General features: G+C 33.2%; 12 protein-coding genes. 7 read left to right on the top strand and 5 right to left on the bottom strand.

Going from position 1 to position 12,196, the window contains the following annotated elements:
* Positions 1 to 93 precede the first annotated feature (93 nt).
* From radA to ASJ80_RS15450, 5 genes are all read left to right on the top strand, one after another.
* The gene (radA, locus tag ASJ80_RS15470; RefSeq protein WP_069583795.1) at positions 94 to 1,029 is read left to right on the top strand and encodes a DNA repair and recombination protein RadA; all 936 of its coding nucleotides are present in this window, start codon (positions 94 to 96) and stop codon (positions 1,027 to 1,029) included.
* A gap of 475 nt (positions 1,030 to 1,504) precedes the next feature.
* On the top strand, positions 1,505 to 2,866 hold the full coding sequence (locus tag ASJ80_RS15465) for a Mur ligase family protein (RefSeq protein WP_245837601.1): 1,362 nt from the start codon (positions 1,505 to 1,507) through the stop codon (positions 2,864 to 2,866).
* A gap of 102 nt (positions 2,867 to 2,968) precedes the next feature.
* On the top strand, positions 2,969 to 3,694 hold the full coding sequence (locus tag ASJ80_RS15460) for a type 1 glutamine amidotransferase (protein WP_069583794.1): 726 nt from the start codon (positions 2,969 to 2,971) through the stop codon (positions 3,692 to 3,694).
* Between the two features lie 39 nt (positions 3,695 to 3,733).
* Positions 3,734 to 4,507 carry a class II glutamine amidotransferase gene (locus ASJ80_RS15455; RefSeq protein ID WP_069583793.1) on the top strand — a complete coding sequence of 258 codons (774 nt, stop codon included), beginning with the start codon at positions 3,734 to 3,736 and terminating at the stop codon, positions 4,505 to 4,507.
* A gap of 185 nt (positions 4,508 to 4,692) precedes the next feature.
* Positions 4,693 to 5,595 carry an AEC family transporter gene (locus ASJ80_RS15450; protein ID WP_069583792.1) on the top strand — a complete coding sequence of 301 codons (903 nt, stop codon included), beginning with the start codon at positions 4,693 to 4,695 and terminating at the stop codon, positions 5,593 to 5,595.
* A 149-nt stretch (positions 5,596 to 5,744) separates the two neighbouring features.
* On the opposite strand, the gene ASJ80_RS15445 is transcribed toward ASJ80_RS15450, so the two are convergent.
* The 5 genes from ASJ80_RS15445 to ASJ80_RS15430 all read right to left on the bottom strand — a co-directional run bounded on the left by ASJ80_RS15445 (position 5,745) and on the right by ASJ80_RS15430 (position 8,569).
* Entirely contained in the window at positions 5,745 to 6,578 is an 834-nt protein-coding gene (locus ASJ80_RS15445; RefSeq protein WP_069583791.1) for an alpha/beta fold hydrolase, read from the bottom strand.
* A gap of 405 nt (positions 6,579 to 6,983) precedes the next feature.
* Positions 6,984 to 7,418, bottom strand: coding sequence for a hemerythrin domain-containing protein (locus ASJ80_RS15440; RefSeq protein WP_069583790.1), 435 nt, complete (start codon positions 7,416 to 7,418; stop codon positions 6,984 to 6,986).
* 26 nt (positions 7,419 to 7,444) lie between these two features.
* Positions 7,445 to 7,861, bottom strand: a complete 417-nt coding sequence (locus tag ASJ80_RS15435) for a hemerythrin domain-containing protein (RefSeq protein WP_069583789.1) — start codon at positions 7,859 to 7,861, stop codon at positions 7,445 to 7,447.
* Between the two features lie 224 nt (positions 7,862 to 8,085).
* On the bottom strand, positions 8,086 to 8,217 hold the full coding sequence (locus tag ASJ80_RS17760) for a hypothetical protein (RefSeq protein WP_255360688.1): 132 nt from the start codon (positions 8,215 to 8,217) through the stop codon (positions 8,086 to 8,088).
* A gap of 109 nt (positions 8,218 to 8,326) precedes the next feature.
* On the bottom strand, positions 8,327 to 8,569 hold the full coding sequence (locus tag ASJ80_RS15430) for a hypothetical protein (protein ID WP_143747734.1): 243 nt from the start codon (positions 8,567 to 8,569) through the stop codon (positions 8,327 to 8,329).
* A 435-nt stretch (positions 8,570 to 9,004) separates the two neighbouring features.
* Here ASJ80_RS15430 and ASJ80_RS15425 point away from each other — a divergent pair, with 435 nt between their 5' ends.
* Complete coding sequence (locus ASJ80_RS15425; protein WP_069583787.1) at positions 9,005 to 10,993, top strand: CoB--CoM heterodisulfide reductase iron-sulfur subunit A family protein; 1,989 nt, start codon at positions 9,005 to 9,007, stop codon at positions 10,991 to 10,993.
* Between the two features lie 342 nt (positions 10,994 to 11,335).
* Complete coding sequence (locus tag ASJ80_RS15420) at positions 11,336 to 12,022, top strand: DUF169 domain-containing protein (protein ID WP_069583786.1); 687 nt, start codon at positions 11,336 to 11,338, stop codon at positions 12,020 to 12,022.
* The last annotated feature ends 174 nt before the right edge of the window (positions 12,023 to 12,196 follow it).

Raw genomic sequence — 12,196 nt, 5'->3', positions numbered from 1 at the left:
AAACTCCTCAAAAAATCTGAATAGATTTTTTGGGCGCTTGAAAAATGTTATACATTTTTCAACTAATTTTACAAACTTTAAAGGAGAATCAAAATGGTCGAATTAGGAGATTTACCCGGTGTTGGGGAAAAAACTGCTCAAAAGTTGATAGATGCAGGTTTTGCAGACATGATGAGACTTGCAACAGCAACTGCCAAAGAACTCAGTGTAAAAGCTGAAATCGGTGAAGGGGTCGCTGAAAAGGTCATTGAAGCTGCAAGGAAAGCTGAATCAATTGATTTTGAAACCGCTTTTGATGTGATGGAGCGTAGGAAAGACATAGGTAGAATAACCTGTGGAAGTACTGCTCTTGATGAACTCATTGGTGGTGGAATCGAAACACAATCCATAACAGAAGTATTTGGTGAATTCGGTTCAGGAAAAAGTCAAATATCTCATGAACTTGCAGTTACAGTACAGCTTCCAGAAGAAAAAGGCGGCCTTGAGGCAGAATGTGTCTTCATAGATACAGAAAACACATTTAGGCCAGAAAGAATAGAGCAAATTGCAGGAGGATTTGAACTTGATAATGAAGAAGTACTGCAGAAAATACACATTGCAAGAGCATTTAATTCAAGTCACCAAATCCTGATGGCAGACAAAATAAACGAGTTAATCCAAAGTGGAACAAATATAAAACTGGTTATAGTAGATTCCTTAACTGCGCACTTTAGAGCAGAATACGTAGGAAGGGAAACACTTGCAACAAGGCAACAAAAACTAAACCAGCACCTCCACACGTTACAAAATATTGCAAACACCTACAATGTGGCAGTGTTTGTTACAAACCAGGTGCAGGCAAGACCTGACGCGTTCTTTGGAAGCCCAACAAAAGCTGTCGGAGGTCACGTGCTTGGACACGCTGCAACCTACAGAATATGGCTTAAAAAGGGCCTTGCTGGAAAACGGATTGCAAGACTCGTAGACAGTCCCCATTTACCTGAAGGTGAATCTGTATTCAAGATAGTAACTGAAGGTATTGTTGATTAAGTTACAATGTGAAATAGCATGATAACATTTCATGCCTATTTTCTTCTTATTTTTTAAATTTGTTTTTCAATTAAAAATTGAGATATAAACTTGTTTTAAAAACATAAAAATACAAATTACTAACTTCTTTTTGCCTAAATTCTATAAAATCCTTTAAAATTATAAGTAATAATTATTTCAGGATAGTATTAACCTATTAAGTACAAAAGTAGATACAATAAAAAAGTTTATTTTTAATAAAGTATTACATTTAATTAGAGAAAAATTACCTAAGAAAGTGCATACTTAACTCAGTTATAATTCGCCAATAATCTAAAGACACCACGTGAAACAATTATTAAAATCATTCAGCACAATAATGACTTAAAATCCAATAAAACTTAAAATAAATCACGCATTCATACTTGCAGGAACTTAACTCACTTATTTCAGTTAAATAGATAGTTTCATCCATAAATTTTGAAAGGGGGTATTTATGGACATGAGTATAATTAAAAAATTAAGGCTTTCCTTATCGATCATAACCGGTAAGTTAGTAAGATTTGGGCTTAAAATAACAGGAAGGAGCGCTACAGCACTACCTGGGAATATTGCGCTTAGAATAGAACCAGATCTTCTGAAAATCGTGAATGAAAGATGTAAAAAGAAAGTCGTTGTAACTGGTACAAATGGTAAAACTACCACAAATAACTTAATTGCCCATATATTAGGAGGCAATTTTAAAAATGTCCTCTCAAACTTGAGGGGTGCAAATATGCCCCAAGGCATTGCAAGCAGTTTTATCGAAAACAATAAGGACGAATACGATTGGGGAGTCTTCGAAGTAGATGAAGGCTCTTTTACAAGAATAATGAGAGATATTGAACCAGATTATATCGTTGTAACCAACTTTTTCAGGGACCAGCTCGACAGATATGGAGAAATAGAAAATACTGTATCCATGGTTTATGAAACCATTAAACCTTTAAATACGTCCCTTATTTTAAATGCAGACGACCCGCTTGTATCTAAATTTAAAAATTTAAATAAAGATAACATATTTTACGGGATTAAAAAGAATAAATTCAGCAGTAAAGATGAAAAAGTAGTTGAAACACGAAACTGCCCATCATGCAACAGTTATATTGATTATGAATATTTTAATTATGGACAATTAGGAAGTTACAACTGTAAAGAATGCGGATTTAAAAATCCATATTATGATTATTACATTGAAAATATCAATTATAAATATAATAAGTATTGTTTTGATATTAATACCAATAAAGAAACATTTGAAGATACATGTTTTGAGTATGAAGGAATTTACAACATTTACAACTGCTGTGCAGCATTTACCTTCAGCTGTGAAGTAGGAATTGAACCATCTGAAATTATCAATAGGATGGAAAATTTTGACTATAAACTGGGCAGAATGGAAGAAATTAAATTTAAGGACAAAATCATAAAAATTGTGCTGACTAAAAACCCAATTGGACTTACAGAAGTAATTAAAAGCATATCTCATGATAAAAGAAGAAAAGCCATTCTTTTTATTTTAAATGATAATCCCGCAGACGGCCAGGACATCTCATGGATATGGGATGCAGGGCTAAGCAAATTCAAAAACATCGAAAACTTAAAAAAAATCTATTGTTCTGGAAAAAGGGCCGAAGATATTGCGCTAAGAATTGAATACGCCCATATTCCTACGGAAATTATAAAAATAGATGATGACATGCAGGAATCAATCAAAGAAGCAGTTCATGAAGATGTTGAAATTGCGTATATACTGCCCACATACACAGCAGTTTTCGAGACCCGGGACATGGTACTAAATTTAACACATGGCAAGTAACCACGATAAACTGTTGAAACTACTCACATATTACATGTCTTGACAGAAGTTTCCTAGATTAAGGATTCCCTATTAAATTTAATGTTACGTGGAGGATAAATTATGGAATTAAATATATACCATATGTATCCAGATATTCTAAATTTGTATGGAGACATTGGTAATGTAATCTGCTTGAAAAGGAGATGCGAATGGAGAGGGATTACTCCCCATATAATTAATTTTAGTTTAAATGATGAAAAACATGATTTAAGTGAAGGAGATATCTTTTTTATAGGCGGCGGATCGGATAGAGGCCAGAGCATAGTATATTCTGATTTTTTAAAATATAAAGATTCTTTTAAAGATATTATCGAAGATTACGGTGTTGTCCTTGCTATATGTGGAGGATACCAACTTTTAGGTGAGAAATATATTGATAATGAAGGTAAAGAAGTCTCGGGTCTTGATATATTCAATTATTCGACTGTAAGTGAAGAAGGAAGACTAATTGGGAATGTTATAATTGAAAATCAATTAGGATTAACTCCTAAAACTATTGTAGGGTTTGAAAATCACGGTGGAAGGACATACAGCGACTATAACCCTTTAGGGTTAGTAAAATCAGGATATGGAAATAATGGAAAAGATAAAAAAGAAGGCATAGTCTATAAAAACTGCATAGGTACCTATCTTCATGGCCCAATACTTCCAAAAAACCCTCATTTAGCTGATTATTTAATTTTAAAAGCATTACAAAGAAAATACGAAGTTGAAAGATTACAGTCTTTAAATGATGACTTTGAAAATTTAGCCCATAAAAAAGTAATAAAACTCTACTGTAAATAATATTTTTTATAAAATAAAAAGCTGCCAATGTGATATGATATGTGTGAACTGCTGGGATTATCATTTAATACATCTGTAAGGCCTAATCTGTCTTTTAAAGGATTTCGCCTTAGAGGTAAATCAAATCCTGATGGATGGGGCATATCTTTTTACCCCGATAAATCTACACAGATTATAAAAGAGCCTTTAGAAGCTGAAGAAAGCTTATTATCTGAATTTATCGAACTTTATCCTAAAATTAAATCAAAAATATTTGTTGCACATGTAAGATTAAATAGCGCCGCACCGCCTGCACATATGAATACTCATCCATTTGGACGTGAATTAAACGGCATAAGTTTTGCTTTTGCACATAATGGAAATTTAACTAATTATCAAAAAGATTTTGACACTTCTACTTTTAAACCGATTGGTGAAACTGATTCTGAAGCTGCTTTCTGCCATTTACTCAACAGAATAAAGGAAAAAAAGATTAAATTTTTTGATAATTCCAGTTATAAATGGTTACTTGATGAATTAAGGCATATCAACAATTATGGCAAATTTAACTGTATTTTTTCAGATGGCAAACATTTATTCTGTTATTACGACATGAACGGATTTAACACCTTATTCTACCTTCACCGCGAGGCCCCCTACGACCATACACATCTTTCAGATGAACATTTTGATATACATCTTAAAGAACAAAAATCAACTGAAAAAAAAGGATATATAATAGCTACACGACCTTTAACTGATGAAAAATGGCAAAAGTTTGAACCAGGGAAACTTAAAATCCTGAAAAATGGCAAAATAATTAGTAATGAGTGAGATTTAATATTCACCAGAGCTGTTAAATATATTATTTAAACTAACAGGATACATTCGATTTATTAATGATAAATCACAATTTATAATATAGAACCTGTTTTAAGGCCGTGAATTATTTTTAGTTTTCAATGCATTTAAAAGCTAAATTAGTATTTAACTAATATTAATAGTATTAAGGGAATTATATGAACTCAGTTGAAACCATTATCCCCATCATAGCCATGATTCTTCTTGGTTATGTCTTAAAAAGAACCAATGTTTTAAAGGCGGAAGACGCAGTATCTCTAAATAAAATTGTGATAAATATTGCAATTCCATCACTCATACTCCTTGCAATATATAAAGTAAATTTATCTATTCTTCCACTTATAGTTCCAATTCCACTTATATGCATATCTGTTGGAATAATTTCTGGTTTAATTGCTTATTTGATTTTAACTCTTAAAAATTATCCAAATAAAACTAAATGGAGTGTTGTATCAACTAGTGCTCTTTTTAATTCTGGTTTTCTTGGATATCCTGTTGTGCTAGGTGTTTTCGGAACAGATGGGTTTATAAGAGCTATTTTCTATGATATGGGCTCTATGATCCTTTTTATAAGTTTTGGAATATTCTTCCTGTTAATGCTAGGTGGAAAATACTCCGATATTTTAAAACGATCACTCTTATTCCCCCCACTTTGGGGAATCCTTTTGGGACTTCTGCTGAACTTTTTAAACATTCCCCTAGGATATGTAATTACACAAACATTAACTTACTTAAGCGGCGCTGCCATACCTCTCATAATGATATCATTAGGATTAACTATGGAATTTAGAGGAATTAAAGAATATATTGGACTTGCATCATTAGTATCAGTTATAAAATTAGGTATTGCTCCTTTAATAGCCTTTACAATCGTCATGCTTCTAAACATGGGAGGACTTGAAAAATCAGTTACTGTTTTAGAAGCAGGAATGCCTTCAGCAATGCTTGCTCTTGTTCTGGCCATTACATATGAACTTGATATAAAAGTATCTGCAGCCTGCATATTTTTAAGTACTGTACTCAGTATGGTTACTCTCCCCCTACTACTATTTTTAGTATGAGATTACAGAGAAGTTAAATGATTTAAAGCTTAATTGGTATATGAAACCTTTATACTACCAAACATCTGAAAAAAAATAGAATTAAATTAATTAAAAATTTCAATGTATTTCTCAAATTGCGGATTGTAAACTCTATAACACTGGTTTTATTATCCTAAAAAGTTCAGGAGTTCACGGTTAACCTCTTCATTATGCGTCCATGCAATACCATGAGGTCCATCTTTTATGACGACTAACTTGCTATTTTTCACAAAATCAGGCATACGTTTTCCTGAATTCTTGAAAGGAACAATACGATCCTGATCACCATGAATTACAAGTGTAGGTACATCAACACGTTTGAGATCTTCTCTAAAATCTGTTCCCCAAGTATCTACACAGTCAATTGATCCTTTTGGAGATGCCTCAATTGCAGTGTTCCAGCTTGCCTGATATGCATGTTTACTGACACGTTTACCTTCAAGAGCGTCCATATTATAGAAATCTGTGCAAAATTGAGTCATGAATGCAGGTCGATCCTCGATAACTGCGTTTTTAATTTCTTCAAAAAGGCTTTCGTCTAATCCTTCAGGGTTATCATCAGTCTTACGGAGGAAAGGTGTAACTGCAGAGATAAAAACAACCTTACTCACGTCTTCAGTTCCATATTTTCCAATATAACGGGCAAGTTCTTCGCCTGCCATTGAATGGCCAACTAATACAAAATCATGTAAATTTAGCTTAGTAACAAGCCTGTGTAAGTCTTCAGTAAATGTATCAGGATCATAACCTGACCATGGTTGACTAGAGTTTCCAAATCCTCTTCGGTCATAGGTAATAACACGATAACCTGCATCAAGCAGTGCAGGTATCTGTTTCTCCCATGCACGGCTACTTAATGGATAACCATGAATTAAAATTACCGGTTTTCCTTCACCATAATCTTCATAGTGTAAGTTTATATCACCTGAGTTTCCTTCATCTACTTTAATAAACGGACACATTTATTTACCTCCACTTTTATTTATACCTGTTTAGATGCAATATCCTACTAAATAAAGTGTTTTAATGATTTATAAATGATTTAACTGAATTTAAAAAGTTTAAAATATATTGCACCTATTATAATTAAGATATTAAAACTATTAAAAACTTATTATTTTTTTACATATAAGTATTACTAAAAACTATTTATGTCGGAGTAAAGGAGTTGATTAGATATAATCCAGAAAAAATAACACATTAAAACAGGATTAATTTTAATAAAAATCGATTTAAATTAGTTTTTTAAATATAAAACCCATTCAACAGCTAATTTTAGGGAACAACTAATTTTATAAAACTAAATTAATTAAAAGTAATATATCTAAATTCAATTTAAATCTTCAAAATTAAAAAAATAAATAAATTTAGAGGTAAGACTTTACATACCTTGATTTTTCATCTCTTATTTTATCCCGTATATGCTTCTCTTTATCCCCACTTATTATTTCTTTTGCCTTAGGAAATATTTCTTTTTCTTCTTCATCAATATGAAGTTCTATAATCTCTTGAAGTACTCCCATTTTCGGCATCCATCGTTCATCATTTTTATCCAGTTTATCTAATTCATAGATCAATTTTTTGCCAAGTTCATGCTCTTCATATCTTTCAAGGACTATAAATGATTCTTTTTTCCTGAGTGCTGGATAAAAATATATTTCTTCTCCCAGCATATGGGATTCCCATTCTTTTTGGATTTTAGGAAATTGTGAAGGGTCTTTATGTTGTATAGTTTCCCTCAAAAGATTCTTTATATTATCATGGTCATTTTTAAGTAATTCATAAACATTATTTTCTGCCATATTATCCCTCCACAATTTTGTACAACTTACATTTTCTGTGATTTAAGTTCTTCAAACTGTTGAACTATTTTCTGTTCCTGTTGATCATTCAGTACTTCTCGTGCTTCATCAAAGATTTCAGATTCTTCTTCTTCTATATGATGCTCCAGTACATCTTTTAAAACTTTTATTTTTGGTATACATGTTTCATTTCCACTTTCAGTATCAGATATTTCGCTGATTAATTTTTTTCCCACTTTATGCTCTTCATAAGCTTCAAGCATTCCTTCTTTATCTTTATTTCGTAGAATTGGATAGAAAAACTTTTCTTCTCCTTCCATGTGCACGTCTAACATTTTTTTAACTTTTGGAAACTGAGAAGGGTCTTTACTTTCTATAGCCTGTTCTAACATATCTGTAACTTCTTGGTGGTCTTGTTTCAACATATTAAACAATTCTGCCATTTAAAATACCCCCACGTCTTTTTGATTATTTTTATTCTTAATTCATAATATATTTTATGAAAAAAGTAATACATATTGAACTAAAATTATATTCCCTTAAATTATATTTAACAAATATATTTTCCAAAAAATGAATTTAATAGCTTTTTTAGCTTTAAAAATTGATTAAATTAATATTAGACACCTAATATATTTTAGTAATTATTATTCCAAAAAACACAATCTTACCCGCCTTTTAAAGAATATACTTTTAAACCCGGTATCTTTCCACCAGTAACATCTTTATATTTATTTGAAATAGATGATTTCCTTGAATCACCCCATACTACATAAAAATCAATATTATTCTCCCTCAAGTCTTGCTCTAAATCGTTGCCATTAACATTCCCTGTTTGTCCGTAATATTTGCTACCAGTAAAATAGGATATATACAGCGATTTTTTCCATTCGTCATTTGATGCTATATTACCCTGTTACCTTGTAATCATTTTTTAGGGTCTGACTTAATTGATAGACTCCTTCAGCACTTGGAGTACCATTAATTGCATTAGAAAAATCACCACTTACATATTTTTGAGAAATACAGATATATGAAATTGCGTCTGGATTTAACGGATACTGATAATCTTTTAGTAAAAATCGGGTTGCAATACCCAATATTAAATATATCACTAAAGCAAGAATAAAACGATGATTAACTTTATCCAAATTGACCGCAAAGATAACAGCTAAATATGAGAATAATTTTATTTCAATTCACCCTTAATAACTGATTCAACAGGATAGTCTTCAGGATTTGAATCGTCTATATTATCTGGCGGATTTTTCATAAAATCACCTCCATTAATATTAATTTGTATATTTTTATTATTATTAAGATGTAGCCTATCTATAAAAAAGAGACAGTTAATAGTTTTGCAAAATTTAATAATAAAAATGAAATTCGATGAGTATTTTTATTAAGTACAAAAGCGAACAATATTTTTATTAAATAAATTTCCCTTACAGGAAAAACAGCAGGCCTTCAATGTTCTCATATATAAACTTTGTATAAAAAAATAAATAGAAAAGTTTATCTGTATCATTGATAGACCTACACCCATATACATAAAAATCATTCTCACACATGTGAAAGGTGATCTAATGGCAGAAGAAAAAAAAGTAGAAACTAGTGAAGAACCTAGAATAGGTGTATACGTTTGTCACTGTGGTATCAACATCGGTGGTGTTGTTGACGTAGTGGCAGTTAGAGATTATGCAGCCACACTTCCAAACGTTGTTGTAGCTGAAGAGTACAAATATTTCTGTTCTGACCCAGGTCAGGAAAAGATCCAGAAAGACATTAAAGAAAAGGGCTTAAACAGAGTAGTAGTAGCAGCATGTTCACCAAGGCTCCACGAGCCAACATTCAGAAGATGTGTATCAGAAGCAGGATTAAACCCATTTTTATTTGAATTCGCGAACTTAAGAGAACACGATTCATGGGTACACATGGATGAACCTGAAGCAGCAACTGAAAAAGCAAAAGACTTAACAAGAATGGCAGTTGCAAAAGCAAGGTTATTAGAACCTCTAGAAGCTGAGACAGTTAGCGTTACAAACACCGCTATGGTTATCGGTGGAGGAGTTGCAGGTATTCAGTCAGCTCTCGATTTAGCTGACATGGGATTCAAAACTTACTTAGTCGAAAAGAACCCAACCATTGGGGGAAGAATGGCTCAGTTAGATAAAACATTCCCAACTCTCGATTGTTCAATGTGTATTCTCGCACCTAAAATGGTAGATGCAGGAAAACACGAAAATATTGAATTATTAGCTTACTCCGAAGTTAAAGATGTAGACGGATACATCGGTAACTTCAAAGTAACCGTAGAAAGAAAACCAAGATACGTAGACGAAGATCTCTGTGTAGGATGCGGGTCATGTGTAGACGTCTGCCCAATAGAAATACCAAATTACTTCGATGAAGGAATTGGTATGGTCAAAGCGGCATACATCCCATTCCCACAAGCAGTACCTCTCCTTGCTACAATCGACAAAGATTACTGTATTGAATGTGGTCTCTGTGACCAGATATGTGAAAGAGGAGCAGTTCAGCACGATCAGGTTGCTGAAGAAGTTGAACTTGACATAGGTACAATCATCGTTGCAACCGGTTACGACCAGTTTGACGCAAATGAAAAACTTGAATACGGATATGCAGATAACGCAAACGTTATCACAGGATTAGAAATCGAAAGGATGATTAACGCATCAGGACCAACAGAAGGTCACGTATTAAAACCATCTGACGGTAAACACCCAAAAAGCGTTGCATTCATATTATGTGTTGGTTCAAGGGACGAAAAAGTCGGTAACGAATACTGTTCAAGGGTTTGCTGTATGCACTCCATGAAAAACGCTCAGCTCGTTAAAGACCACGAACCTGACACTGAAGTCACTATCTATTACATGGATATAAGGGCATTCGGTAAAGGATTTGAAGAGTTCTACAAACGGTCACAAGAAAAATACGGTATTAAATTTATCAGAGGTCGACCAGCAGCAATTCTCGGAAACCCTGACCAGACCCTTACAGTAAGGGCAGAAGACAGTTTACTTGGAAGAGTAACTGAATACAACTATGATATGGTTGTACTCGCAGCTGGACTCGTACCACCAGCAGGTGCTAACGAATTAAGACAGACCATCGGGCTCTCTAAGAGTGCAGACGGTTTCTTAATGGAAGCTCACCCAAAACTCAGGCCTGTAGACACACTTACTGAAGGTGTATTCCTTGCAGGTGTAGCACAAGGACCAAAAGATATTCCTGACTCCGTAGCACAAGCATCAGGTGCTGCAGCAAGAGCAGCAATTCCAATGGTTAAAGGTGAAGTGGAAATTGAACCAATTACTGCATACACCGATGAAGACGTATGTGGTGCATGTGCAGTTTGTGTAGAACTCTGTCCATACGGAGCTCTAGCAATAGAAGAAGGCCATGCAACTGTTAACATAGCTCTCTGCCACGGATGCGGAACATGCGCTGCAGCATGCCCATCTGGAGCAATGGACCAGAGCCACTTCAAGACTGACCAGATTATGGCTCAGATTGAAGCTGCAATGGGCGGAACCGGAGCACAATCCAAATAGATCAAGGAAATTATTCCTTATCTTTTATTTTTATTTTACAAACTATTTCTAACTAATTGGCTGTTTTAACTACTTATTTTAGCTGATTTAATATATTATAATATCATTTAGTCATTTCATGTTTATTCTACTGATTTTCTGTCAATATACGTGTTTAAAATGTTTAAACAAAATTTAACGCTTTTTAGCAACTATACTACCTAAAATAGGTTTAAAAATATTTATTTTAGCCATAAATCCAATTTATTTCCAAAAAGGATATATTAATAATGTATAAATTAAAGATCAAAATGTATTAAATTACAGTTTATTTTTGAGAATTGTGTAAGGATGGGGTTTAAAATGGACTACAATGAACTTGGAAATAAATTAAAGGAAATTTTGAAATTAGAAAATGATCCGGTTGCCATAAAATGGTCTGTAAAAGAACCAAGAGATATTGAAAAGGAAGAAGGTAAATCTAGGTTCTGCGCAAAAATTACGAAAGCCATGCGCGGCAAAACCTTCTATGCAACTGCTGAAGAAGAGGAATGTATGGGCGGTGCAAGATATTCTGGACTTAAAGACCCTAAAGAATTCCCCGCTACCATGCAAAGCGGTGCATTTCTAGTTCCAATGGGAGTTTACAAGAACATACCTGCGGTTCAACGTTCGTGGAAAAATAATCTAAATGTAGAATACGAAATTTTTAATGCAGTTATCTTTGCCCCGCTTGTAAATGCAGAATTTGAACCTGACGTGATATTTATAGTCTGCAATGCAAAACAGGGGATGGAAATACTCCATGCAAACGCATACGATTCGGGCACACATGGGTTAGGTGCCGATTCAGGACCAATATGCAGCTCAATGGCCGCAGTTCCTTATATGACTGGAAAGGTTACCTACGGTTTTGGAGATGTGGGTTCCAGACAGCATATGGATATTAGCCCAGAAGATATTATGGTTGCTATTCCTGCAAGTGAATTTTCCCGTATAATATTCAACTTAGAAGAAATGAGAACCAAAAAATTTTTTAAGGAAATGTGATATTAATTTATTTTACATTCTTAATTTATCCAGATACTTTTAATTTTGCAGAATTCAGTTTTTTAAGAAAAATCATAGAACTATTTCAATAAAAATCAGAATTTTCAGTGATTAAGTAGTCATTTTTGAAAGTATTTATACTCATTTATTTTATACATAGTTATGTAAAGCTAC

The sequence above is a fragment of the Methanobacterium bryantii genome, assembly GCF_002287175.1.
GTDB classification, from domain to species: domain Archaea; phylum Methanobacteriota; class Methanobacteria; order Methanobacteriales; family Methanobacteriaceae; genus Methanobacterium_D; species Methanobacterium_D bryantii.
Note: the sequence above shows the minus strand (reverse complement) of the source record. Positions and strands in the feature narration are given on the sequence as shown.

What these genes read in the sequence shown, in the direction of transcription:
- radA (WP_069583795.1), top strand. Translation starts at nt 94, where the DNA reads ATGGTCGAATTAGGAGATTTACCCGGTGTTGGGGAAAAAACTGCTCAA.
- ASJ80_RS15465 (WP_245837601.1), top strand. Translation starts at nt 1,505, where the DNA reads ATGGACATGAGTATAATTAAAAAATTAAGGCTTTCCTTATCGATCATA.
- ASJ80_RS15460 (WP_069583794.1), top strand. Translation starts at nt 2,969, where the DNA reads ATGGAATTAAATATATACCATATGTATCCAGATATTCTAAATTTGTAT.
- ASJ80_RS15455 (WP_069583793.1), top strand. Translation starts at nt 3,734, where the DNA reads ATGTGTGAACTGCTGGGATTATCATTTAATACATCTGTAAGGCCTAAT.
- ASJ80_RS15450 (WP_069583792.1), top strand. Translation starts at nt 4,693, where the DNA reads ATGAACTCAGTTGAAACCATTATCCCCATCATAGCCATGATTCTTCTT.
- ASJ80_RS15445 (WP_069583791.1), bottom strand. Translation starts at nt 6,578, where the DNA reads ATGTGTCCGTTTATTAAAGTAGATGAAGGAAACTCAGGTGATATAAAC.
- ASJ80_RS15440 (WP_069583790.1), bottom strand. Translation starts at nt 7,418, where the DNA reads ATGGCAGAAAATAATGTTTATGAATTACTTAAAAATGACCATGATAAT.
- ASJ80_RS15435 (WP_069583789.1), bottom strand. Translation starts at nt 7,861, where the DNA reads ATGGCAGAATTGTTTAATATGTTGAAACAAGACCACCAAGAAGTTACA.
- ASJ80_RS15425 (WP_069583787.1), top strand. Translation starts at nt 9,005, where the DNA reads ATGGCAGAAGAAAAAAAAGTAGAAACTAGTGAAGAACCTAGAATAGGT.
- ASJ80_RS15420 (WP_069583786.1), top strand. Translation starts at nt 11,336, where the DNA reads ATGGACTACAATGAACTTGGAAATAAATTAAAGGAAATTTTGAAATTA.